22 protein-coding genes are annotated in these 23,995 nt (G+C 75.1%); 2 read left to right on the forward strand and 20 right to left on the reverse strand.

Annotation, left to right across the window (positions count from 1 at the left end):
- Window positions 1–44: 44 nt before the first annotated feature.
- On the forward strand, window positions 45–803 hold the full coding sequence (locus tag KPL60_RS13180; RefSeq protein WP_226365978.1) for an MgtC/SapB family protein: 759 nt from the start codon (window positions 45–47) through the stop codon (window positions 801–803).
- 31 nt (window positions 804–834) lie between these two features.
- On the opposite strand, the gene KPL60_RS13185 is transcribed toward KPL60_RS13180, so the two are convergent.
- From KPL60_RS13185 to KPL60_RS13270, 18 genes are all read right to left on the reverse strand, one after another.
- Window positions 835–1,392: a Clp protease N-terminal domain-containing protein gene (locus KPL60_RS13185; protein ID WP_226365979.1), complete on the reverse strand. Its 558-nt coding sequence runs from the start codon at window positions 1,390–1,392 to the stop codon at window positions 835–837.
- 13 nt (window positions 1,393–1,405) lie between these two features.
- Window positions 1,406–1,621: a helix-turn-helix domain-containing protein gene (locus KPL60_RS13190; RefSeq protein WP_062401017.1), complete on the reverse strand. Its 216-nt coding sequence runs from the start codon at window positions 1,619–1,621 to the stop codon at window positions 1,406–1,408.
- A 94-nt stretch (window positions 1,622–1,715) separates the two neighbouring features.
- The gene (gene rimM, locus KPL60_RS13195; protein WP_226365980.1) at window positions 1,716–2,267 is read right to left on the reverse strand and encodes a ribosome maturation factor RimM; all 552 of its coding nucleotides are present in this window, start codon (window positions 2,265–2,267) and stop codon (window positions 1,716–1,718) included.
- Entirely contained in the window at window positions 2,264–2,494 is a 231-nt protein-coding gene (locus KPL60_RS13200; protein WP_149663515.1) for an RNA-binding protein, read from the reverse strand. Before KPL60_RS13200 ends, rimM begins: the two co-directional genes overlap by 4 nt.
- Before the next feature lie 5 nt (window positions 2,495–2,499).
- On the reverse strand, window positions 2,500–3,003 hold the full coding sequence (gene rpsP / locus KPL60_RS13205) for a 30S ribosomal protein S16 (protein WP_226355747.1): 504 nt from the start codon (window positions 3,001–3,003) through the stop codon (window positions 2,500–2,502).
- 147 nt (window positions 3,004–3,150) lie between these two features.
- A complete protein-coding gene (locus KPL60_RS34265) occupies window positions 3,151–4,155 on the reverse strand; it encodes a CPBP family intramembrane glutamic endopeptidase (protein ID WP_226365981.1) in 1,005 nt (334 codons plus the stop codon).
- On the reverse strand, window positions 4,152–5,270 hold the full coding sequence (locus tag KPL60_RS13215) for an amidohydrolase family protein (protein ID WP_226365982.1): 1,119 nt from the start codon (window positions 5,268–5,270) through the stop codon (window positions 4,152–4,154). The genes KPL60_RS34265 and KPL60_RS13215 overlap by 4 nt, the downstream gene beginning before the upstream one ends.
- A gap of 15 nt (window positions 5,271–5,285) precedes the next feature.
- The gene (gene ffh / locus KPL60_RS13220; RefSeq protein WP_062401008.1) at window positions 5,286–6,854 is read right to left on the reverse strand and encodes a signal recognition particle protein; all 1,569 of its coding nucleotides are present in this window, start codon (window positions 6,852–6,854) and stop codon (window positions 5,286–5,288) included.
- Between the two features lie 10 nt (window positions 6,855–6,864).
- Window positions 6,865–7,503 carry an AAA family ATPase gene (locus KPL60_RS13225; protein ID WP_226365983.1) on the reverse strand — a complete coding sequence of 213 codons (639 nt, stop codon included), beginning with the start codon at window positions 7,501–7,503 and terminating at the stop codon, window positions 6,865–6,867.
- A gap of 113 nt (window positions 7,504–7,616) precedes the next feature.
- Window positions 7,617–7,955: a P-II family nitrogen regulator gene (locus KPL60_RS13230; protein ID WP_226355743.1), complete on the reverse strand. Its 339-nt coding sequence runs from the start codon at window positions 7,953–7,955 to the stop codon at window positions 7,617–7,619.
- Complete coding sequence (locus tag KPL60_RS13235; protein ID WP_226355742.1) at window positions 7,952–9,244, reverse strand: ammonium transporter; 1,293 nt, start codon at window positions 9,242–9,244, stop codon at window positions 7,952–7,954. Before KPL60_RS13235 ends, KPL60_RS13230 begins: the two co-directional genes overlap by 4 nt.
- Window positions 9,245–9,343: 99 nt before the next feature.
- Window positions 9,344–11,743: a [protein-PII] uridylyltransferase gene (locus KPL60_RS13240; RefSeq protein ID WP_226365984.1), complete on the reverse strand. Its 2,400-nt coding sequence runs from the start codon at window positions 11,741–11,743 to the stop codon at window positions 9,344–9,346.
- A gap of 138 nt (window positions 11,744–11,881) precedes the next feature.
- On the reverse strand, window positions 11,882–12,220 hold the full coding sequence (locus KPL60_RS13245) for a P-II family nitrogen regulator (protein ID WP_226365985.1): 339 nt from the start codon (window positions 12,218–12,220) through the stop codon (window positions 11,882–11,884).
- A 3-nt stretch (window positions 12,221–12,223) separates the two neighbouring features.
- The gene (locus KPL60_RS13250; RefSeq protein WP_226365986.1) at window positions 12,224–13,552 is read right to left on the reverse strand and encodes an ammonium transporter; all 1,329 of its coding nucleotides are present in this window, start codon (window positions 13,550–13,552) and stop codon (window positions 12,224–12,226) included.
- 219 nt (window positions 13,553–13,771) lie between these two features.
- Window positions 13,772–15,475, reverse strand: coding sequence for a signal recognition particle-docking protein FtsY (gene ftsY, locus KPL60_RS13255; protein WP_226365987.1), 1,704 nt, complete (start codon window positions 15,473–15,475; stop codon window positions 13,772–13,774).
- 56 nt (window positions 15,476–15,531) lie between these two features.
- Window positions 15,532–19,128: a chromosome segregation protein SMC gene (gene smc, locus KPL60_RS13260; RefSeq protein WP_226365988.1), complete on the reverse strand. Its 3,597-nt coding sequence runs from the start codon at window positions 19,126–19,128 to the stop codon at window positions 15,532–15,534.
- A gap of 52 nt (window positions 19,129–19,180) precedes the next feature.
- The gene (locus tag KPL60_RS13265) at window positions 19,181–19,597 is read right to left on the reverse strand and encodes a VOC family protein (RefSeq protein WP_226355737.1); all 417 of its coding nucleotides are present in this window, start codon (window positions 19,595–19,597) and stop codon (window positions 19,181–19,183) included.
- 61 nt (window positions 19,598–19,658) lie between these two features.
- Window positions 19,659–19,949, reverse strand: a complete 291-nt coding sequence (locus KPL60_RS13270; RefSeq protein ID WP_226355736.1) for an acylphosphatase — start codon at window positions 19,947–19,949, stop codon at window positions 19,659–19,661.
- A 22-nt stretch (window positions 19,950–19,971) separates the two neighbouring features.
- Between KPL60_RS13270 and KPL60_RS13275 the strand changes: the two genes are divergently transcribed.
- Window positions 19,972–20,772 (forward strand): CAP domain-containing protein, encoded by an 801-nt coding sequence (locus tag KPL60_RS13275; protein ID WP_226365989.1) that lies wholly within the window; start codon window positions 19,972–19,974, stop codon window positions 20,770–20,772.
- A gap of 7 nt (window positions 20,773–20,779) precedes the next feature.
- On the opposite strand, the gene KPL60_RS13280 is transcribed toward KPL60_RS13275, so the two are convergent.
- Together KPL60_RS13280 and KPL60_RS13285 are read right to left on the reverse strand one after the other, a co-directional pair.
- Window positions 20,780–21,481: a response regulator gene (locus KPL60_RS13280; RefSeq protein WP_308016737.1), complete on the reverse strand. Its 702-nt coding sequence runs from the start codon at window positions 21,479–21,481 to the stop codon at window positions 20,780–20,782.
- The gene (locus KPL60_RS13285; RefSeq protein ID WP_308016739.1) at window positions 21,478–23,991 is read right to left on the reverse strand and encodes a DUF4118 domain-containing protein; all 2,514 of its coding nucleotides are present in this window, start codon (window positions 23,989–23,991) and stop codon (window positions 21,478–21,480) included. Before KPL60_RS13285 ends, KPL60_RS13280 begins: the two co-directional genes overlap by 4 nt.
- Between the last annotated feature and the right edge of the window lie 4 nt (window positions 23,992–23,995).

Raw genomic sequence — 23,995 nt, forward strand, 5'->3', positions numbered from 1 at the left:
ATCGTCGCAGGCGCCCGTCCCCCCGTGCAGAAGGAGGTCATGCGATGTCGGAATCCTGGGCCGAGCCACTCTGGTCGACGACGGCGCAGTGGAGCCTGCTGCCGCCGGTGCTGCTCGCCCTGCTCCTGACGACGGCGATCGGCCTGGAGCGCGAGGCCGGCGCGAAGAGCGCCGGTCTGCGCACGCACGTGCTGGTCGGCGTCGGCGCGGCGGTGTTCATGGTCATCTCGAAGTACGGCTTCGCCGATCTGCTCGCGACCGAGCACGTCGCGCTGGACCCGTCCCGGATCGCGGCCCAGATCGTGTCGGGGATCGGGTTCATCGGTGCCGGGCTGATCTTCGTCCGGCAGGACGTCGTGCGCGGGCTCACCACCGCGGCCACGATCTGGCTGGCCGCCGCGGTCGGGACAGCGTGCGGTGCGGGCCTGGCCCCGCTGGCCGTCCTGGCGACGGCGGCGCACTTCCTGGTGACCCGGGGCCTGCAGCCGGTCGCGCGGGTGGTGCGGCGGCACCGTCGCCGCCCGCCGGTGCTGCGGATCCGCTACGACGACGGCTACGGCGTCCTGCGCGGGGTCCTGGAGCGCTGCACCGCGGCCGGGTTCTCGGTGGCGGGGGTGGCCGTGCACCGCGGCTCGGTGGCCGCCGACGGCGTCCGGGTCGCGGCGCTGACCCTGCGTCTCGACGGCCGGGGCGACCTGCCCGGCCTGGCCGCCGCGCTGTCGGAGACCGACGGGGTGCGCTCGGCGGAGACCCGGGTGGACCCGACCGAGGACCCGGACGACCCGGACCGCGCCGACGACTGAGCCGACGAGCGGGCCGCCGACCGGGCCCGGCTCAGCCCGCCCGGCGGGGCCGCCGTCGCTCGACGGCGCGCCGGGTCCCGTACAGCGTCATCCCGTGCCGGTCGAGCACCTGCGAGGCCGCGGTGTCCGGGTGCAGCAGCCCGAGCAGGACGTGCTCGGTCCCGATCGACCGGTCGCCGAGCCGGATCGCCTCGCGCAGCGCCAGCTCGAGGGCCTTCTTCGAGGACCGCTCGAACGGGATGTGCCCGGCCCGCCACCGTTCGCGCCGCGGACGGTCGAGCGCTCCGGGCCCGAAGCCCGCCTCCACCGCGCTCCGGACGGCGTCGAGGTCGATGCCCAGGGTGGCGAGGGCGTCGGCGTCGGCGTCGGCGTCGGCGTCGGGCACGCCGTCCGCCCGGTCGAGCTCCTCGACGACGGCGCGGGCGTCGATCCCGGCCGCGGCGAGGAGCTCCTCCCCCGGCGTGCCGGGGCTGCGCAGGATCCCGAGCAGCAGGTGCTCCGTCCCGATCCGCCCCGCGTGCCTCATCCGTGCGATCTCCTGGGCCAGGACGACGACCCTGCGGGCCTCGCCGGTGAACCGTGCGAACACGTGCGTCTCCCCTCTACAGGCCGAGCCTGCGGTACTTCTTGTGCACCGCCTGCCGGCTGATCCGCAGTGCGTCGGCGATCTGCTGCCAGGACCAGCCCTGGTTGCGGGCGCTGGTGACCTGCAGCTCCTCCAGGGACTCCTGCAGCTCGCGCAGGGCCACCACCGCCCGCAGCCCCACGGCCGGGTCCGTGCTGGACGCCGCCGCGGCCACCGCCGTCGCATCACTCATGACTGTCAACATAGGTTGACACTCCGAGGATGTCAACCCTGGTTGACACTGCGACCACGAGAACGGCCCGGCACCACAGGGTGCCGGGCCGGGATCAGTCCTCCGGGTCGAGCAGCCCGTCGGGCGGGTCGAGGACCACGCGTCCGCCCGCCACATCGACGGTGGGCACGATCGCCCCGACGAACGGGACGAGTGCCTCGTGCCCGGCCGGCCGGCGGACGACCAGCAGGGACCCGCCGGGGCCGTGGACGACGTCGGTGACGGTGCCCGCCTCGGTCCCGTCGACCAGCTCGGCCCGCAGACCGGTCAGCTGGTGGACGTGGAACTCCTCCGGGTCCTCCGGCTCGGCGAGCGCGGAGGTCGGCAGCCGGAGCTGCACACCACGCAGGGCCTCGGCGGCGTCGCGGTCGGCGACGCCCTCGAAGAGCACGAGCCAGCGGCCCGAGTGGGCGCGCGCACCGGTGACGGTGAGCGGCCCGGGGCCCGCCGCGCGGGGCCGGTGGGCCTGCAGGACGGCACCGGGCGCGAACCGCTCCGCCGGTGCGTCGGTGCGGGGCTCGACGACGACCTCGCCGCGCAGACCGTGCACACGCACGACGACGCCGACCAGGACCTGGCCGGCGTCGTCGGGTGCGGAGTTCGTCACCGGTCGGTGTCGACGACGTCGACGCGCACGCCGCGACCGCCCACACCACCGATGACGTTGCGCAGGGCGGTGGCGGTGCGGCCACCCCGGCCGATCACCTTGCCGAGGTCGTCGGGGTGCACCCGGACCTCGAGGATCCGGCCGCGACGCCCGGTGACCAGGTCCACCCGGACGTCGTCGGGGTGGTCGACGATGCCGCGCACGAGGTGCTCGAGCGCGTCCGCCATGAGAGTCACGACTGGGTCGACTCGGTGGCCGGCTCGGCCGCGTCCTTGGTCGCGTCGGCGACGTCGTCGCTCTTCGTCGCGGCCTCGGCCGGGGCGGCGTCAGCGGTCTTGCCGGCGCGGTCGCCACCCTTCTTCTTCGGGGTGGTGGCCGCGGTGGTCGGCTCCTCGTTCGCCGCCGCCAGCGCCTCGTTGAAGCGGGCCAGCTTGTCGACCTTCTCGGCCTGCGGCTTCAGGGTGCCCTCGGTGCCCGGCAGGCCCTTGAACTTCTGCCAGTCGCCGGTGATCTCGAGCAGGTTCTGCACCGACTCGGTCGGCTGCGCGCCGACACCCAGCCAGTACTGCGCACGGTCCGAGTCGATCTCGATCAGGCTCGGCTCGTTCTTCGGGTGGTACTTGCCGATCGTCTCGATGGCCCGGCCGTTGCGGCGCGTACGGGAGTCCGCGACGACGACGCGGTAGTACGGCTGACGGATCTTGCCCAGACGCATCAGCTTGATCTTGACGGCCACGCTGTGGTGCTCCTCGCGAATGTCGATTCGTGCTGCGATGAGTCAGCCGGCCTCGCGTGGGGTTACGGGCTCGCTCACTCGTAGGTGTCGGCCGTGGCAGGTAGAGGGCCGGCCACGGACCCGATCGGCCATTCTGCCAGACGTCGTTCAGACCGCGGGAAAGGCCCCGACCAGCATGAGGGCCAGGGCCAGCCCGGGCAGGAAGTTGTTGACCGCGTGGGCCACGATCCCGGCGGTGACGCGGCCGGTCAGCAGCCGTGCGACCCCCAGCGGCAGCGCGACGACGAACAGCAGCGGCGCACGCAGGAACTCCAGGTGGGCCAGCGCGAACACCGCCGTGGTCAGCACGAACACGACCCAGCGGTTGCCGACCCAGTGCGCGATGGCGTTCCACAGCAGGCCGCGGTAGACGATCTCCTCGCAGACCGGGGCGACCACGACGATGCCGACCATCACGGCCAGCGCGACCGGCCACGTCGTGCGGATGCCCTCGAAGGCGACGCCGACCGAGGTCGTCAGGTCCGGGCCGACCAGGTAGAGGTAGGCCAGCGCGGCCGGGATCGTCACGAACAGCCCGGCGACGCCGATCAGCAGCCCGATGCCGACGTCCTCCCAGCGGAACCGCAGGCCCAGGTCGGCCACGGGCCCGCTGCCGAACACCCGGGTCCAGACGACGCAGGTGAGCGCGGCCAGGATCGTCGGGACGACGATCGCGAGGAGGACCTCCTGCGCGGAGTCGACCTCCCCCAGGCCCAGCGCCAGCAGGAACGACGAGCCGAGGAACACGATCTCGACGACCAGGAAGGCGAGCAGCCCGCGGAACGGGCGCGGCGGGGGCGGCGACGGCTCGATCCCGAACAGCCCGCGCCGCGGCGGCGGACCGTACGGCGCACCCGGGCCGTAGGGCGCCGGACCACCCGGACCGTACTGCCCGGGCCCACCCGGACCGTGGGGCGTTGGCCCGGCGGGGCCGTACTGCCCGGGCCCGGCGGGGCCGTACTGCGCCGACCCAGCCGGCCACCCCGCGGGCGACCACCCGGCGGGCGGCGTACCGGCGGGCGGCGGCGCGGTGGCGTCGGACGGGGTGGAGCCGGCCGGGTCGTCGGCGGAGGCTCCGGGCGGTCCCGGCGGCGAACCGGGCGAACTGCTCATGCCCCCGTTGATACCCGACGTCCGCGGATCAGGACCACCGACGGGGCCCGCAGCACGCCGAGATCCCCCCGCGGGTCGCGGTCGTACACGACCAGGTCGGCCGGCGCGCCGGGCACCGGACCCGCCGGGCGGCCCAGCCAGGACCGCGCGGCCCAGCTCGCGGCGCCGATCGGGTCCGGGTGCCCGGCGCGGGCCAGCTCGGCGATCTCGTCGGCGATCCGGCCGTGCCGGATGCCGCCGCCGGCGTCGGTGCCCGCGTAGACCGGGACCCCGGCCTCGATCGCGCGTCCGACGGTCTCCCAGGCGTGGGCGTGCAGGTCGCGCATGTGGCCGGCGTAGCGCGGGTACTTCGTCGCCTTCTCGGCGATGCCGGGGAAGGTCTCGACGTTGATCAGGGTCGGCACCAGGGCGGTGCCGCGGGCGGCCATCTCGTCGATGAGCTCGTCGGAGAGCCCGGTGCCGTGCTCGATGCAGTCGATCCCGGCCCGGATCAGCCCGGGCAGCGCCTCGGTGCCGAAGACGTGCGCGGTGACGCGGGCGCCGGCCCCGTGCGCCGCGTCGATGGCCTCGGCGAGCACCTCGTCCGGCCAGAGCGGGGCGAGGTCGGCGTCGTCGGGGCCCGCCGCGCGGTCGATCCAGTCCCCCACGAGCTTCACCCAGCCGTCACCGCGGGCCGCCTGGGCCCGGACCTCGTCGACGAGCAGGCGCGGGTCGTCGAGCTCGGCGGCGAGCCCGGGGATGTAGCGCTTGGGGCGGGCGACGTGCCGCCCGGCCCGGATGATCTCGGGCAGGTCCTCGCGGGCCTGCAGCGGCGAGGTGTCGACCGGGGACCCGCAGTCGCGCAGCAGCAGGGTGCCCGCGTCGCGGTCGGTGCGGGCCTGCGCCGCGCACTCCTCCAGGTCGGTGACCGGGCCGTCCGGGCCGAGCCCGACGTGACAGTGCGCGTCGACCAGGCCGGGGACGATCCAGCCGTCGGTGACCAGGTCCTCCGCCCCGGGCAGCGGCTCCGGGCTGATCCGCCCGGAGCCGTCGACGTACAGGTCGGCACCGGCGGCACCGTCGGGGCCCAGCAGCGTTCCGCGGAGCCGCCACCCCGCGGCCGGAAGATCGGTCATGGGTGGCGACCCTAGCTACTTCTTCTTGCCGAAGTTCAGCTTCGACGGGTCGAAACCGGGCGGCAGCTGGTCGAGGTTGCCCAGTCCGGGCGGGAGCTGCTGCAGGCTCGGTGGCAGGTTCGACAGGTCCGGCGCCCCGGCCGCGGCGCGGTTCGCGGGGTTGCCGCTGCGCCGGCCCTTCTTGGCCTGCCGGGCCTTGCGCGGGTTCTTCGGGACCTTCTTGGTCGCGCTGCGCCCGCCGCCGCCGAAGCCGAACTGGCCGGCCATCTGCTTCATCATCTTGCGGGCCTCGAAGAAGCGGTTGACCAGGTCGTTCACGTCGGAGACCGACACACCGGACCCGGTCGCGATGCGCTGGCGGCGCGACGCGTTGATGATCTTCGGGTCCTCCCGCTCGGCGGGGGTCATACCGCGGATGATCGCCTGCAGGCGGTCGATCTGACGGTCGTCGACCTGCTCGAGCGCGGCCTTGGCCTGCCCGGAGTTCATCCCCGGGAGCATGTTCAGGATGTTGCCGATCGGCCCCATCTTGCGCAGCTGCAGCATCTGCTGGAGGAAGTCCTCCAGGGACAGCTCGCCGGAGCTGATCTTCGCGGCGGCGGCCGCGGACTGCTCGGCGTCGAAGACCTGCTCGGCCTGCTCGATGAGGGTGAGCAGGTCGCCCATCCCGAGGATGCGCGAGGACATCCGGTCGGGGTGGAAGACGTCGAAGTCCTCGAGCTTCTCGCCGTTGGAGGCGAAGAGGATCGGCTGGCCGGTGACCTCGCGGACGCTCAGCGCGGCACCACCGCGGGCGTCGCCGTCGAGCTTGGTGAGCACGACACCGGTGAAGCCGACGCCGTCGCGGAACGCCTCGGCCGTGGCCACGGCGTCCTGACCGATCATCGCGTCGACGACGAACAGGACCTCGTCGGGCTGCACCGCGTCCCGGATGTCGGACGCCTGGCGCATCAGCTCCTCGTCGACGCCGAGGCGGCCCGCGGTGTCGACGACGACCACGTCGTACTGCTTGTCGCGGGCGTGCGCGATGCCGTCGCGGGCGACGCCGACCGGGTCGCCGGGGCCCTCGGGGAGCTCACCGGAGCCGGTGGCGCCGGGGTGCGGCGCGTAGGTCGGGACGCCGGCGCGCTCACCGACGATCTGCAGCTGGTTGACCGCGTTGGGACGCTGCAGGTCGCAGGCCACGAGCAGCGGGGTGTGCCCCTGCCCCCGGAGCCAGCGCGCGAGCTTGCCGGCCAGGGTCGTCTTACCGGCACCCTGCAGACCGGCCAGCATGATGACCGTCGGCGGTTCCTTGGCCAGGTGCAGCCGCCGAGTCTCGCCGCCGAGGATCGCAACGAGCTCCTCGTTGACGATCTTGACGACCTGCTGGGCCGGGTTCAGGGCCTGGGAGACCTCCGTCCCCTTGGCCCGGTCCTTGATGCGCGTGATGAACCCGCGCACCACCGGCAGGGCGACGTCCGCCTCCAGCAGCGCGATCCGGATCTCGCGCGCGGTGGCGTCGATGTCGGCGTCGGAGAGCCGGCCCTTGCCGCGCAGGTCGCGCAGCGTGGATCCGAGCCGCTCGGAGAGGGAGTCGAACACCCTTACCAGCCTACTTGGCCAGCCCCAGTCCCCCACGGGCACCGGAGCGATCGGTGCGACGGACCGAGGACCAGCCGGTCTCGGTGCCCGCCCGCAGGGCGTCGGCGGTGTCGCGGGCGCGCCGCGCGTGCGCCGCGAACGGTCGCGACCGGACCACCCGTCCGCGGGCGTGCTGGCCGTCGAGTGCCTGGTCGGGGGCGGTGTCGAGCCACAGCAGGTGCGGTGCGCGGCCACCGAGCCGGGCCAGCGTGCGGACCGCGGCGCGCACCCGGGGCGCGGTCGCGGGCAGGTGGACCACGACGGTGTCCGCGGGGCCGAGGGCCGCGGTGACCACCGACGCCCGGTGGGTCAGGTGGGTCAGCCACCGGTAGGCCGGGTACGGCGTCGCGGCCGGGAGCAGCCGCGCGAGCACGGCCCGGGTGGCCCCGGAGTCGAGGACCCGGGTGCCGGCCGGGGCGTCGAGCCCGGCGAGCAGCGTGGTCTTGCCCGCCCCCGGCAGGCCCGCGACGAGCAGCAGCGTCCGCCCCGGCAGCACGACGACCAGGGGGTCCGTCGCGCCGGTGTCGGACGGGTCGGGGACGGCGGGGCGGGGCTCGGTGTCGTGGGTCGGCGGGACGGCGCCGGTCGGCACGGCACGGGCGGTGGTCATGTGTGGTGAAACGGTCCGGACGCCCGGATCGTTCCGATCACCCGGAGTGTCCGCCCGGTCGCCGGTGATGATCACCCGGTCGGCCGCAGGGCCACGGGGCGGTCACCGGGCGGTCACAGGGCGTCGGAGCCGCGCTCCCCGGTGCGGACACGGACGACGTTCTCCACCGGGACGACCCAGACCTTGCCGTCGCCGATCCGGCCGGTGTGCGCGGCGTCGACGACCGCCTGCACGACCCGGTCGGCCTGCTCGTCGTCGACGACGACCTCGACCTTGACCTTGGGCACGAAGTCGACCGAGTACTCCGCGCCCCGGTAGACCTCGGTGTGGCCCTTCTGGCGGCCGAAGCCCTGGACCTCCGAGGTCGTCAGGCCCAGCACCCCGAGCTCCTCGAGCGCGTCCTTGACGTCGCCCAGGACGAACGGCTTGACGATCGCGGTCACCAGCTTCATCGGTCCCCCTCCTCGGTGATCCGCCCGGCCGGCCCGCGGCCCGCCGTGCGCATCGTGCTGAACTCGTACGCGGTCTCGGCGTGCTCGGCCTCGTCGATGCCGCCGTGCTCGTCGTCGGGGGCGGCGCGGAAGCCGATCGTCCGCGACACCACCCAGGCGATCAGCGCCGTCATCCCGAACGCCCAGACCGCCGCGACCAGCACCGACAGCGCCTGCCTGCCGAGCTGGGCGAGGCCGCCGCCGTAGAACAGGCCGTCGGCGCCCGCCGGGTTGACCGCGTCGGTCGCGACGAGACCCAGCATCAGCATGCCGATGACCCCGCCGATCCCGTGGATCGCGACGACGTCGAGCGAGTCGTCGTAACCGAACCGGTACTTCAGCCGGATCGCGAGCTGGCACAGCAGCCCGGCGAGCACGCCGATCGCCAGCGCACCCCAGGTGTCGACGTAGCCGCAGGCCGGGGTGATCGCGACCAGCCCCGCGACGGCGGCCGAGGCGGCCCCGAGGCTGGTCGGACGGCCGTCGAGCCGGTCCTCCAGGACCAGCCACGCGACGACGGCGGCGGACGCGGCGGTCATCGTGGTGACGAAGGCGTTGGCCGCGGTGGCCCCGGCGGCGAGCGCGGACCCGGCGTTGAACCCGAACCAGCCGAACCACAGCAGGCCCGCCCCGAGCAGCACCAGCGGCAGGTTGTGCGGGCGCATCGGCTCGCGCGGCCAGCCGCGGCGGGCGCCGAGGACCAGCGCGAGCGCGAGCGCCGAGGCGCCGGAGTTCACCTCGACCGCGGCGCCGCCCGCGAAGTCGAGGGCGCCGACGGTGTTGACCAGCCAGCCGCCGCGCTGCGACACCGCGCCGTCGACGGCGAAGGTCCAGTGCGCCAGCGGGATGTAGACCACGACCACCCAGACCGCGACGAACAGCGTCCAGGCCCGGAACCGGGCCCGGTCGGCGACGGCGCCGGACACCAGTGCCCCGGTGATCACGGCGAACATCAGCTGGAACATCGCGAACGCCTGCACCGGCACGTCGCCGACCAGCGCGTTCGGGTCGGTGATCCCGGCCAGCTCGAACCCGCCGATCAGCCCGCCGTGCGAGTCGCCGAAGGCCAGCGAGAACCCGAACACGACCCAGACGAGCCCGATCACGCCGAGGCAGACGATGCTCATCATCATCATGTTGAGCACGCTCTTGGCGCGGACCATGCCGCCGTAGAACAGTGCCAGCCCCGGGGTCATGAGCATGACCAGGGCGGCGCTGCCGAGCAGGTAGGCGGTGTTCCCGGTGTCCACGTCGACACTCCTCGTCGCACGCTGCACCGGGCGGGCCCGCACCGGCGACGAGCATGATCGTCGCCGGGCTGCCGCTGTTGCAAGGCGACACGACCCGCGTCACGTCGCGGGGCGGGCCTCCCCCCGCCCGGCGGCCACCGTGAGGACCGCCTTCTCGATCTCGCTGCGGGCCGACCGGTCCGGGGACCCGCCGATGCCGAAGGAGTCGACGACCGAGGCGCCGAGGGTCTCGACCCGGGCCCAGACGAGGTCGACCCCGGTCCGTTCGAGGGCGGCGGTGACGTGGTGGAGCAGCCCGATGCGGTCGGTGCCGCGCAGCTCCAGCACGACCGCGCCGGTGGCCTCGTCGTCGAACCACAGCACCCGCGGCGGGGCGGTCCGTTCCACCTCCGGCGTCGACGGCGCGTAGTCGCGTTCCTTGCGGGCCAGCGCCTGCACCAGGTCCAGCGACCCGGCGCGCACCCGCACCAGGTCGGAGCGGACCAGCGCCGGGTCGGGCAGGCCGCCGAACCGCGGGGTCACCGCGAACGTCTCGACCGCGACCCCGTCGGACACGTTCACGTCGGCGGTGTGCACCTGCAGCGAGTGCAGGGCGAGCACCCCGGCGACGGCCGACAGCACCCCGCGCCCGTCGGGCAGCGCGACGGTGACCGACGCGACGTCGTCCTCGCCGGCGAAGCGGACCTGCGGCTCCCCCGCCGCCGTGACGGCGTCGACCATCTCCTGGTGGGCCGGGTCCGGCGGGCCGGGCTCGACGAACGGACGGCCGTCGAGCGCGGACAGGCAGCGCCCGGCCAGCCCCTGGATCAGGGTGCGCCGCCACGGGCTCCACACGCCGGGCCCGGTGCCGAGCGAGTCGGCCTCGGCCAGCGCGTCGAGCAACTCCAGGAGCAGCGCCACGTCGGCGTCGCCCCGGCCGGCCGGTGCGACCGCCTCGCGCAGCGTCTCGAGCACCCGCGACACCGTCGCCGGGTCCTCCGGGTCGCGACGGGTCGCGGTGTGCGGCAGCAGCAGGTGGTGACGCACCATCGCCGCCAGCAGCACGAGGTCGCCCTCGCGCAGCCCGAGCCGCTCGCCGATCTGCCGGACCAGCGACTCCCCCACCACCGAGTGGTCACCGCCGCGGCCCTTGCCGATGTCGTGCAGCAGCGCGCCGACCAGCAGCAGGTCCGGGCGGGCGACCCGGGTGGTGAGCCGGGCGGCCTCGGCGCAGACCTCGACGAGGTGGCGGTCGACGGTCCAGACGTGCGTGCGGTCCCGCGGCGGCAGGTCGCGGACCGCACCCCACTCGGGGAACAGCCGCCCCCACAACCCGGTGCGGTCCAGCGACTCGACCACCGCGACGGCGGCCTTGCCGGTCCCGAGCAGGGCGAGCAGCTCGGCCAGCGCGGTCCGCGGCCACGGTGCGCGCAGCTCCGGGGCGGTGTCGGCGAGCCGGGACAGGGTGCCCGCGGAGATCGGCAGCCCGGTGCGGGCGGCGGTGGCGGCGACCCGCAGGACCAGGGCCGGGTCCTTCGTCGCGGACGCGTCGCGGGCGAGCCCGACCTCCCCCGCGTGCTCGACGACGCCGGAGTCCAGCGGCCGGCGCACCGGCGGGCGACGGAGCGCGGCGAGCCCCCGGCGGGGCAGCGCGTTGCGTGCCTGGCGCAGCCCGACCTCGGTCGCGAAGGCGACCGCGCGGGCCGCCCCGGACAGGGCGCGGGCCAGGTCGAACCGGTCCCCGACGTCGAGGATAGTGGCGATGTCGTCGGCCTCCTGGGCGCGCAGGACATCGCGGGCCCGGCCGGAGAGCCGGTGCAGCTCGGTGCGCACGTCCAGCAGCAGCCCACGGGCGGCGACGACGTCGGCCCCCGGCCGGTCGACGAGCTGGGCGGTGGCCAGTGCGTCGAGCAGCTGAACGTCCCGCAGGCCGCCGTGGCCGTTCTTCAGGTCCGGCTCGATGCGGTGGGCGACGTCGCCGTTGCGCCGCCAGCGGTCGGTGGTGGTGTCGACGATCTCGTCGAAGCGGCTGCGCATCCCGGCCCGCCAGGCCGCGCGGACGGCGTCGCGGACCTTGCCGGTGAGCGTCGCGTCCCCGGCAACGTGCCGCAGCTCCAGCAGCCCGAAGGCCGCCCGCAGGTCGGTCGCCGCGATCTGGACGGCCTGTCCGGGGGTGCGCACCGAGTGGTCGAGCCCGATCCCGGCGTCCCAGAGCGGGTACCAGAGCTTCTCCGCGAGCGCGTCGACGTCGGTCCGGCCGTCGTGCAGGAGCACGAGGTCGAGGTCGGACCAGGGGCACAGCTCGCGCCGGCCGAGCGCACCGACGGCCGCCAGCGCCGTCCCGCTGCCCTCACCGCCGACCCCGAGTGCCGCGCACCGGGAGGAGAGCCAGAAGTCGTGCAGGTCGACCAGCGCGGCCCGCAACGCCTCCGGGCCGTGGTGGTGCCGGCCGTTGGATTCCAGGAGGACCGATTTCGCCTTGACCAGGTCCGCCGCTTCGCCCGACCCGAGGACCGTCATCGCCCCGCGCCACCCGCTTCCTGTTCGTTCGAGTAGTGGACCGCATACATGCCGTGATGTCCGATTCGAGTCCGGACGGCGGACGGCCCGCCGCACTCCGGGAAGGGAGCACGACGGGCCGTCGCGAGGGACCGTCGGTCAGATGGCGTCGGCGCCGCGTTCTCCGGTACGGACGCGGACCACGGTCTCGACCGGGGTCACCCAGACCTTGCCGTCACCGATCTTGCCGGTGCGGGCGGCCTCGACGACCGCGTCGACGACCTTGTCCTGCAGCGCGTCGTCGACCACGACCTCGACGCGGACCTTCGGCACGAAGTCGACCGAGTACTCCGCGCCCCGGTAGACCTCGGTGTGGCCCTTCTGGCGGCCGAAGCCCTGGACCTCCGAGGTCGTCAGGCCCAGCACCCCGAGCTCCTCGAGCGCGTCCTTGACGTCGCCCAGGACGAACGGCTTGACGATGGCGGTCACGAGCTTCACGGGTCAGACCTCCTGCTTCGCGGCGGGGGTGGCCTTCGCCTCGGTGGCGGGCTTCGGCGAGGAGCCGAGACCGCTGCCGCCGCGCAGGCCGGAGAACTCGTAGCCGGTCTCGGCGTGCTCCGCCTCGTCGATGCCGGCCTGCTCGGCCTCGTCGTCGACGCGCAGGCCGAGGGTGGCCTTGACGATGAACGCGATGATCGCGGTCACGATGCCGCAGTAGATCAGCGTGGCGAGCGCGGCCACGGCCTGGCGCCACAGCTGGTCGACGCCGCCGCCGTAGAACAGGCCGTTGGTCTCGTCGGGGGCGATGTCGGTGGCGAAGAAGCCGATGGCCAGGGTGCCCCAGAGGCCGGCGACGAGGTGGACACCGACGACGTCGAACGAGTCGTCGAAGCCGAGCTTGTACTTCCAGCCGACCGCGTAGGCCGACAGCGCACCGGCGAGGACACCGATGGCGAGCGCGCCCAGCGGCGAGACCGAGGCGCAGGCCGGGGTGATCGCGACCAGACCCGCGACGATGCCGGAGGCGGCGCCGAGCGAGGTGGCCTTGCCGTAGCGGATCTTCTCGATCAGCAGCCAGCCGAGGATGGCGGCGGCGGTGGCGGCGATGGTGTTGGTGAAGGCGTAGGCGGCGGCCCAGTCGGCGGCACCGGACGACCCGGCGTTGAAGCCGAACCAGCCGAACCAGAGCAGACCGGCACCGAGCATGACCATGGTCAGGTTGTGCGGGCGCATCGCCTCACGCGGCCAGCCGCGGCGCTTGCCCAGGATGATGCAGAGGACCAGGGCGGCCATACCGGCGTTGATGTGGACGGCGGTGCCGCCGGCGAAGTCGAGCGCGCCCAGCGTGGTGGCGATCCAGCCCTGCTCCAGGTCGAAGACCCAGTGTGCGATCGGGAAGTAGACCAGGACGGCCCACAGGCCGGAGAAGAGCATCCACGCGCCGAACTTCATGCGGTCGGCGGCGGCACCGGCGATCAGCGCGACCGTCAGGATCGCGAACATCGCCTGGAAGCTGACGAAGGCCAGCTGCGGCAGCGTCTCGGCGGCCTGGTCGTTCGCCAGGATCGCGGTGAGGCCGAAGTAGGCGAACGGGTCGCCCAGCAGGCCGCCGCCGAGGTCCGGGCCGAAGGTCATCGAGTAGCCGAACAGGATCCAGAGGACACCGACGAGGCCCAGCGAGCTGAAGCACATCATCATCATGTTCAGCACGCTCTTGGACCGGGCCTGGCCGCCGTAGAACAGCGCGACCCCCGGTGTCATGAGCAGTACGAGCGCGGCGCTCGCCAGGATCCAGGCGGTGTCGCCGCCGTTGAGGGCCTCTGCAGGCACTGTTCCTCCCATGTCCGTCCATCTGGCTGACTGGGGAGGAAGAATGGTGATCGCGTGTTTCGCATTCGGCGCCTGTCCGTTTCGTAACGGTTAACAGGCCGCCGCGCCGGATGACGGTTGGGTTACCCAACCGGATCCGGAGGACCGAAGGTCATCCGAATGGTCCGGTTCGTGACGTGGCGCACGGTGCGGGCCGTCCGGGACGGCCCGCACCGTGACTCAGTCGAGCAGTGCCTCGACGAACGCGGTGGGCTCGAACGGGGCCAGGTCGTCGGGGCCCTCACCGAGCCCGACGAGCTTGACCGGCACCCCCAGCTCGCGCTGGACGCGGAACACGATGCCGCCCTTGGCGGTGCCGTCGAGCTTGGTGAGCACCACCCCGGTGACGTCCACGACCTCACCGAACACCCGCGCCTGGGTCAGCCCGTTCTGGCCGGTGGTGGCGTCGAGGACGAGCAGGACCTCGTCGACCCGGGCCTGCTTCTCGACGACGCGCTTGACCTTGCCCAGCTCGTCCATCAGGCCGGTCTTGGTGTGCAGCCGGCCCGCGGTGTCGAGCAGGACGGCGTCCACCCCGTCGTCGGTGCCGCGCTTGACGGCGTCGAAGGCGACCGAGGCCGGGTCGGCGCCCTCGGGCCCGCGGACGACACCGGCGCCGGAGCGCTCGCCCCAGGTGACGAGCTGCTCGGCGGCGGCGGCACGGAAGGTGTCGGCCGCGCCGAGGGTCACCCGGTGCCCGCCCGCGACCAGCACCCGGGCGAGCTTGCCGGTGGTGGTGGTCTTGCCGGTGCCGTTGACGCCGACGACCAGCAGCACCGCGGGGCGCCCGTCGTGCGGCAGCGCGTGCACCGAGCGGTCCTGGCCGGTGCCGAGGGCCTCGACGAGCACGTCACGCAGGGCGGCGCGGGCCGCCTCGGCGGTGCGGACGCCGCGGGTCGCGATCTGCTCGCGCAGCTTCCCGACGATCTCGGCGGTCGTCTCGGGGCCCAGGTCGGCCTGCAGCAGGGTGGCCTCGACGTCCTCCCACGACTCCTCGTCGAGGTCGCCGGCGCCGAGCAGGCCCAGCAGGCTCTGTCCGAGCCCGGAGCGCGAGCGGGACAGCCTGCCGCGCAGCCGGCCGATCCGGCCCTCGGCCGGGGCGATCTCCTCGGTGGGCGCGCCCGGGGCGACCGGGGCCTGCGGGTCCACCGTCTCCGGACGCGCGACCGGCTCGGTCGGGGCACTCGGGGCCGTCCCCGGGCGGGCGACCGGCTCGGTCGGGGCACTCGCGGCGGGTGCGGCAGGTGGGGCCGGGATCCGCTCGGTGGTGCCGCCGTCGGGCGTCGCCACGGTCCCGGCGGCCCCGGAGGGGCCCTCGGGGCGGCGGAGCTGGCGGGTGGCCGGGTCCTTGCTGGCCTCGGCCGTGTCGATGACGCGGGCGTCCGGGGTGCCGGTGACGGTCCCGGTCTGCTCGGTGGGGACGGTCGGGCTGCTGGGCGGCGCGGTCGACGGGACCGGCGGGGCGGTGCTGACCGGGATACCCCCGGGCGGGGTGCGGGCCTCGGTCGCCCCGTCGACGACGGGTGTGCCGCCGGGCGGGGTCCGGACCTCGTCGGCGGTCGGCGCGTCGGCGGCCTCGGCGGGCGGCGCCGGCGCGGCCGGGGTGGCGGGGGTCGGTGTGGCGGCGGTCGGGGCGTCGTCGCCGGGGGCGCGCGGCCGCTCGGGCGCGGTGGCCGTCCCGGAGGAGAACGCGAACCCGCCCCCGGCCTGGTAGCTGCCGCCGGTGCGCGGTGGCTCGTCCGTACCGGTCCCGAGCTCGCGCTGCTGCTCGTCGGACCGCAGGCTGATGCGCCGTCGGCGGGCGGTCACCAGCCCTGCGACGACGGCGATCAGCAACACCGCCACGACGATCGCGACGACGATCCAGAGGGTCTGCGTGGTCACGACGCCACCCTGCCACGCCCGGCCGGCCCGCCGTGCAGGACGGGCCGGTCAGCCGGTCAGGAGGCGGGGCGCAGGCGCTGGGAGATGACCTGGGTGATGCCGTCGCCGCGCATCGAGACGCCGTAGAGGGCGTCGGCGACCTCCATCGTCGGCTTCTGATGGGTGATGACGATGAGCTGGCTGGTCGTGCGCAGCTCCTCCATCAGCGAGATGAGCCGGCGCAGGTTGACGTCGTCGAGGGCGGCCTCGATCTCGTCGAGCACGTAGAACGGCGAGGGCCGGGCCCGGAAGATCGCGACGAGCAGCGCCATCGCGGTCAGCGAGCGCTCCCCGCCGGACAGCAGCGACAGCCGCTTGACCTTCTTGCCCGGCGGGCGGGCCTCGACCTCGATGCCGGTGGTGAGCATGTCGTCGGGGTCGGTGAGCACGAGCCTGCCGTCGCCGCCCGGGAACAGCGTCGCGAACACGGTCTCGAACTCGGCGGCGACGTCGTGGTACGCGGTCGTGAAGACCTCGAGGATCTTGTCGTCGACCTCGCGGACGACGGTGAGCAGGTCGCGGCGGGTGTTCTTGAGGTCCTCGAGCTGGGTGGACAGGAACTTGTAGCGCTCCTCCAGCGCCGCGAACTCCTCCAGCGCGAGCGGGTTGACCTTGCCGAGCAGCGACAGGTCCTTCTCCGCCCGCTTGAGGCGGCGTTCCTGGGTGGGCCGGTCGAACGGGACCGGCGGCGGCGCGGAGACCTGCTCGCCGCGCTCGCGGGCGGCATCGTACTCGGCGGTCTCGGCGGCCGACGGCGGCACCGGGACCTCGGGCCCGTACTCGGCGACGAGGTCGTCGACGCCGATGCCGTGGTCGCCCAGGATCTTCTCGGTCAGCTGCTCCAGGCGCATCCGGGTCTGCTGGCGCACCATCTCGTCGCGGTGGACGGCGTCGGTGAGCTTCTCCAGCAGCGCGGTGAGCTTCGTGGTGGTGTCGCGAGCCTCGGTGTGGGCGCGCTCGCGTTCGGCGCGGGCGGCCTGGATCTCGTCGCGCTCCGCGGCCGCGGCGGCCAGGGAGCGTTCGATCCGCTCGGCGGCGACGTGCCCGGCGTCGACGACGAGCCGGGCGACCTCCGAGGCCCGCTCCCGTTCGGCGGCCGCGGCGGCGGCCCGGGACCGGGCGAGGCGCTCGCCGTGCGCCTGGCGGCGCAGGGTCTCGGCGCGCCCGGCGATGGCGCGGGCCCGCTCCTCGGCGGTGCGCAGCGCGAGTCGGCACTCGACCTCCTCGGAGCGGACCTGTTCGACCCGCTCGGCGGCCTCGTCGCGCAGCTCGGTGTCGGGCTCGTCGTCGACCGGGGCGTCGGAGGCCAGCGACAGCTGGTGCTCGGCGGCCTCCAGCTCGATCAGCGAGTCCGACCGCCGCCGTTCGACGGTGTCGCGGCGGTCGCGCAGCCGCTGGGCCTCGGCGCGGGCGGAGGTGACGACCTGTTCGAGCCGCCCGAGCTGGGCGGCGCCCGCCGAGCGGCGCCGGTCGGCGTCGGCGACGGCGGCGCGGGCCGCGGTCAGGTCGGCCCCGCGGGCGGCCTCCTCGGCGCGGGCGCCCTCGCAGGTGGGGCGCAGGGACTCCAGCTCGGCGTCGACGGCGTCGCGGGCGGTGACCGCGTCGTCGACGGCGGCCTGCAGCTGCAGCGCGCCCTCCCCGGCGCCGGTGCCGCCGCGGGCGGCGTGCGCGGTGAGCAGGTCCCCCTCGGTCGTGACCGCGGTCAGCCCCGGCCGGGCCCCGACGGCGGTGGCGGCGGCGTCCAGGCCGTCGACGACGACCACCCCGGCCAGCAGCTCCCCCAGCGCCGGGGCGAGCGCCGGCGGGGCGGTGACGAGCGCGGCCGCCCAGCGCCCGGCGGGCGGGGCGCCGTCGGGGACCGGGACCGGCACCCGCCCGGCGGCGCGGTCGGCCCCGGCGCCGACGAGCAGCGCGGCCCGGCCCGCGTCACCGCGGCGCAGGGACCGCAGCGCGTCGGCCGCGGACTCCACGGAGGTGACGGCGACGCCCTCGGCGAGCTCGCCCAGCGCCGCGGCGACCGCGGCCCGCCCGGACGGCTCGACCTCGACGAGCTCGGCGACGGCGCCGAGCACCCCGTCGTCGCCGGAGTCGAGCAGGGCACCGGTGCCGTCGCGGCGGACCAGGCCGACCTGCAGGGCGTCGACCCGGGCCCGCCAGTGCGCGCGGCGCTGCTCGGCGTCGCGTTCGGCGGCGACCAGCTCGGCGACCCGCTCGGCCGCGCTGCGGTGCGCGGCCTCGGCCTGCTCCACCCGGGCGGCGAGCGCGTCGGTGTCCGCCTCGTCCCCGGACACGCCGAGGGACTCCCGCGCGGTCTCCAGCTCGGCCTCGGCCTCGGCGGTGCGGGCGCCCGCCTCGGCGAGCGCCTCGGACAGCCGCTCGATCTCCTCCGCGGTCGCGGCGACCCCGGAGCGCAGCGCGTCGGCCTTCCCGGCGAGGGTGGCGATCCCGGCGCGGCGGTCGGCGATGGCGCGCACGGCGGCCAGGTGCTCGCGTTCGGCGGCGGCGAGGGTCCGCTCGCGCTCGGCCTTCTCGGTGACGGCCTCGTCGAGCAGGCGCCGGGCGTCGGCGACGGCGGCGACCAGCTCGTCCTCCTGCTCGGCGACCGCGTCGGCCTCGGCCTCGGTCTCGTCCGGGTCGCGGCCGGGGGTGCGCCCCGCCTCGGCCGAGGAGGTGAGGTGGCGGACGCGTTCCTCGGCGAGGCGCACGGTGCCGCGCAGCCGCTCGGCCAGCGCGGAGAGCTGGTACCAGGTGTCCTGGGCGATCTGCAGCCGCGGCGCGTCCGCGGCGAGCGCGGTCTCCAGCTCGTCCTGGCGCTCGCGGGCGACGTCGAGCTGCTCCTCGACCTCGGCGCGGCGGCGCCGGGCCTGCTCCTGGGACGCCTCCTCGCGCTGGGTCTCCTCGGACAGGGTCACGTAGTCGTCGGCGGCCAGGCGGAGCCGGGCGTCGCGCAGCTCGGTCTGCACGGCCTGGGCGCGGCGGGCGATCTCGGCCTGGCGGCCCAGCGGCTTGAGCTGGCGGCGCAGCTCGGCGGTGAGGTCGGTGAGCCGGGTGAGGTTGGCCTGCATCGCGTCGAGCTTGCGGAGCGCCTTCTCCTTGCGCTTGCGGTGCTTGAGGACCCCGGCGGCCTCCTCGATGTAGGAGCGGCGGTCCTCCGGCTTGGACTGCAGCACCCCGTCGAGCTGGCCCTGCCCGACGATGACGTGCATCTCCCGGCCGATGCCGGAGTCGCTGAGCAACTCCTGCACGTCCAGCAGCCGGGCGCGGGAGCCGTTGATCTCGTACTCGCCGGCGCCGTCGCGGAACATCCGGCGGGTCACCGAGACCTCGGAGTAGTCGATCGGCAGGGCGCCGTCGGAGTTGTCGATGGTGAGGGTGACCTCGGCGCGGCCCAGCGCCGCCCGGCCGGACGTGCCGGCGAAGATCACGTCCTCCATCTTGCCGCCGCGCAGCGCCTTGGCGCCCTGCTCACCGAGCACCCAGCTGATCGCGTCGACGACGTTGGACTTGCCCGAGCCGTTCGGCCCGACGACGCAGGTGATCCCCGGCTCCAGGCGCAGCGTGGTGGCCGAGGCGAAGGACTTGAAGCCCTTCATCGTCAGCGTCTTCAGGTGCACGGGCGGGGATCTCCAGGTGCGCGGGGGGCGACCAGGGTATCCGGGCGCACCCTCAGGTGGTGGGGGTGGAGGCGTTGACCAGCCAGCGGACGCCGAAGCGGTCGGTGAGCTGGCCGAACTCGTCGCCCCACATCTGCTTCTCCATCGCGACGTCGACGACGCCGCCCTCGGCGAGCCCGGCGAAGAAGCCGCGCAGCTTCTCCGGGTCGTCGCCGGAGAGGCTGACCGAGATGCCCGACGGGGCCCCGGTCGGGCGCCGCGGGTCGCCGTCGGAGGCCATGAGGGCGAAGCCGTCGGGGGTGCCGAGGTAGGCGTGCATGACGCCGTCCGGCGGCGGGACGGGGCCCTCGGCGCCCATGTCACCGAAGGTCATGACCTGCAGCTCGCCGCCCAGCACGGAGCGGTAGAACTCCATCGCCTCGCGCGCGTTGTCGTCGAAGTGCAGGTACGGGGTCATCTGGACGGGCATCGGGACCTCCGGGGTCGGTGTGGGCACAGGTGTAGACCCCCGCACCGACAGAACTGAGCGGTCAGGCCTCGACGAACCCGGAAAATGCGCCGGACGGCTCAGCCCACTGCTCCGACACCGACGTCACCCGCCCCGGGGTGTCCCCGCCGCGCAGCAGCTCCAGCAGGCGGTCGCAGGAGGCACGGTCACCCTCCGCGGTCACCGCGACCCGGCCGTCGGACAGGTTGCGGGCCTGGCCGACGAGGCCGAGCTCGAGCCCTCGCGACCGTGTCCACCAGCGGAAACCGACACCCTGCACCTCCCCCTGGACCCATGCGATCAGCCGAACGGTCGAATCCGTGTTGCCACTCACAGTGCTGGTACGTTACGCGGCCGTGACCCGACGACGCACACCGCGCGCCGCGAGCGCCGTGCTCGGCGGGGTGGGGGCCGGCGCCGTGCTGGCCATGGCCGCCCCGCTCGCCGCACCGGCGCTCACCGCAGCGGGCTCGCCCGACGCCGAACGGCCCGGCGGGCCGGTCTCCGACACCCAGCCGCTCCGGGCGGTCGGCGCCGCCTACGCGACGACGGCCCCGGCCCCGGCCGGTGACGGCGCCCCGGTCGACGGCGCCGCGCTCGTCCGCGGTGCGCTCGCCGCCGCCCCGGCCGACCCGGGGTCCTCCGCCCGGACCGCGCTGGACGCGCTCTCCGCGCACGAGGCGGCCACCGCCCCCTCCGCGGCTGCCGCGACCACCGCGGCGGCCGCCACCGCGGAGGCAGCACCCCCGGCCCGGGCCGCGGCGTCACCCGCCGGCGGCGCGGTCGCGGGGCTCTCCGGCGAGCTCGCCCGCGTCGTGGAGCTGACCAACGCCGAGCGGGCCGCCGCGGGCTGCGGTGCGCTGCGGGCCGACCCGCGGATCAGCGCGGCCGCCCAGGGCCACAGCGAGGACATGGCCGCCCAGGGCTACTTCGCCCACGACAGCCGCGACGGCCGGGACTTCGCCGACCGCATCACCGCGGCGGGCTACGCCTCCCCCGGCGCGGAGAACATCGCGATGGGCCAGCCGGACGCGGCGACCGTCGTGCAGGACTGGATGGAGTCCCCCGGGCACCGGAAGAACATCCTGAACTGCTCGCTGACCACGATCGGCGTCGGGCTGGCCGACGGGTACTGGACCCAGGACTTCGGCCGCTGAGGCCGGCTCAGCCGTCGAACCGGTACCCCATCCCCGCCTCGGTGATCAGGTACTTCGGCCGCGACGGCACCGGCTCCAACTTGCGCCGCAGCTGGGCGAGGTAGACCCGCAGGTAGTGGGTCTCGGTGCCGTACTGCGGGCCCCAGACCTCGCGCAGCAGCCGCTTCTGCTCGACGAGCCTGCCGCGGTGGCGCACCAGCAGCTCCAGGATCCCCCACTCGGTCGGGGTCAGGTGCACCTCGGCGCCGTCGGCGCGCGCGACCGTCTTGGCGGCCAGGTCGACGGTGAAGTCCGCGGTGGTCACGACGGCCTCGCCGTCGACGGTCGACACGGCGGCGCGGCGCACCGCGGCCCGCAGCCGGGCCAGCAGCTCGGACATCCCGAACGGCTTGGTCACGTAGTCGTCGGCGCCGGCGTCGAGCGCCCGGACCTTGTCGGTGGAGTCGGTGCGCGCGGACAGCACGATCACCGGCACCGTGCTCCAGCCGCGCAGCCCCTCGACGACCTCGGTGCCGTCGAGGTCGGGCAGCCCCAGGTCGAGCACGACGACGTCCGGGTGCCCGTCCGCGGCCGCCCGGAGCGCGGCGGAGCCGTCGGCGGCGACGAGCACCGTGTAGCCGTGCGCGGTGAGGTTGATCCGCAGGGCCCGCAGGATCTGCGGGTCGTCGTCGACGACCAGCACCCGCACGCCGTTGCCGCCCCCGCTCACCGGGCCACCCCCACCGGCGCGGCGGGCAGCGAGACGACGACGGTGAGACCGCCGCCCGGGGTGTCCTCCGCGGTCAGCTCGCCGCCCATCACCACGGTCAGCCCCTGCGCCACCGACAGCCCCAGGCCGAGCCCGGACGTCGCGTCGCGGTCGCCGAGGCGCTGGAACGCGGCGAACAACGCGTCGCGCTCGCGCGGTGCGACACCGCGCCCCCGGTCGACGACGCGCAGCTCGACCCGGTCGGAGTAGGCGCTGGCGCGCAGGAACACCTCGGTCCCGCCGTGCCGCAGCGCGTTGTCCACGACGTTGGCGAGCACCCGGTCGAGCAGGCCCGCGTCGGCGAGCACGTCGGGCAGGTCCTCGTCGATCTCGACCCGGACCCGGTCGGCGCCCTCCAGGCCGAGCAGCGCGGTGGCGGCGACCTCGTCGTAGCCGACCGGGGCCAGCAGCGGGGTCACCGCGCCCGCGGCGAGCCGGGAGGAGTCGAGCAGGTTGTCGACCAGGCCGGTGAGCCGGTCCGCGGACTCCTCGACGGTCGCCAGCAGCTCGGCGCGGTCCTCCGGTCCGAGCGGGAGGTGCTCGTCGCGCAGGCTGCTCGCGGCGGCCTTGATCGAGGTCAGCGGGCTGCGCAGGTCGTGCCCGACGGCCGAGAGCAGCGCGCCGCGGGTCTCGTTGGCGGCCGCGCGACGCTCGGCGTCGGCGGCCCCGGCCTCGGCGCGCTGCCCGCGCAGCGCCAGCAACGCCTGCCCGCCGACGACCTCCAGCAGCCTGCGGTCGGCCGCGGGCAGGGCCCGGCCGGTCCCGACCAGGTGCAGCCCCTCGTCGACGACGACGTCCACGTCGGCCTTCTCCGGCCGGTCGCACGCCCCGGCGTCGCCGGTGCAGGCGACCCGGCGCCACACCCGGTCCTCGCCCTGTTCGAGCAGTGCCACCGACTGCAGCGCCCAGGTCTCGCGGACCCGGTCCAGCAGCCGCGGCAGCGGGTCGGACCGGGTCAGGACGGTCCGCGCGAACGACGCCAGCAGCGCGGCCTCCGCCCGGGCCCGCGCCGCCTGCTCCGCCCGCCGGGCCGCCCGGTCGACGACGAGCGCCACCAGCACCCCCACCAGCAGCATCGTCGCCACGGTGATGACGTTGCCGGGGTTGGCGATCGCGAGGGAGTACAGCGGCGGGGACAGGAAGAAGTTCAGCAGCAGCCCGCCGAGCAGCGCCGCGAGCAGCGCCGGACCGAGCCCGCCCGCCAGCGCGGCGAGCACGGTCGCGAGGAAGTAGAGGACGACGTCGGTGGACAGGTCCACCCAGTCGGTCAGCGCGATGCCGAGCAGGGTCGCCGCCGCCGGGGCGAGCACGGCGGTCGCCCAGCCGACGGCCTGCCGGCCCGCGGGCAGCCCGCTGCGCAGCCTCGGCAGCCGCAGGGCCCGCCCGGCGGCGGAGTGGGTGACCATGTGCACGTCGATCGGGCCGGACTCCTGCACCACCCGCGCCCCGATGCCGGGGTCGAACACCCGGGCCAGCCGGGAGCGCCGGGAGGTGCCCAGCACCAGCTGCGTGGCGTTGGCCCCGCGGGCGAAGTCGAGCAGGGCCTCGTCGACGGACTCCCCGACGACCGTGTGGAAGCTCGCCCCGACCCCCTCGGCCATCCGCCGCACCCGGTCCGCGGCGACCACCGGCGCCCCGGCGCGGCCGGGGACCAGGCCGTCCCCGCGCAGCACGTGCACCGCCATCAGGTCGGCGCCGCCGGAGCGTTTCGCGATCCGCGCGGCACGGCGCAGCACCGTCTCGGACTCCCGGCCACCGGTCAGCGCGACGACCACCCGCTCGCGGGTCTCCCACACGTCGGACACCTGCTGCTCGGTGCGGTAGCGGCGCAGCACCACGTCCACCTCGTCGGCGATCCACAGCAGCGCGAGCTCCCGCAGGGCGACGAGGTTGGGCACCCGGAAGTAGTGCGCCAGCGCGGCGTCGACGCGTTCGGGCGGGTAGACGTTGCCGTGCGCGAGCCTGCGGCGCAGCGCCTCCGGGGTGATGTCGACGATCTCGATCTGCTCGGCGCGGCGGACCACGTCGTCGGGCACGGTCTCCTGCTGGCGGGCCCCGGTAATGGTCTCGACGACGTCGCCGAGGGACTCCAGGTGCTGCACGTTGACCGTGGAGATGACGTCGATGCCGGCGTCGAGCAGCTCCTCCACGTCCTGCCAGCGCTTGGCGTGGCGCGAGCCGGGCGCGTTGGTGTGGGCGAGCTCGTCGACCAGCACGACCTGGGGGCGCCGGGCCAGGACGGCGTCGACGTCCATCTCGTGCAGCTCGGTGCCGCCGTGGAGCACGGTGCGCCGCGGGACCGTCTCGAGGCCGACGAGCAGCCCCGCGGTGCGCTCCCGCCCGTGGGTCTCGACGACCCCGACGACCACGTCGGCGCCGCGCCCGAGCCTGCGGTGGGCCTCGCCGAGCATGGCGAAGGTCTTCCCGACCCCGGGCGCGGCACCGAGATGGATGCGCAGTTCTCCCCTCACCCGG

This window comes from Pseudonocardia sp. ICBG162, from assembly GCF_020496225.1.
Classification (GTDB): domain Bacteria; phylum Actinomycetota; class Actinomycetes; order Mycobacteriales; family Pseudonocardiaceae; genus Pseudonocardia; species Pseudonocardia alni.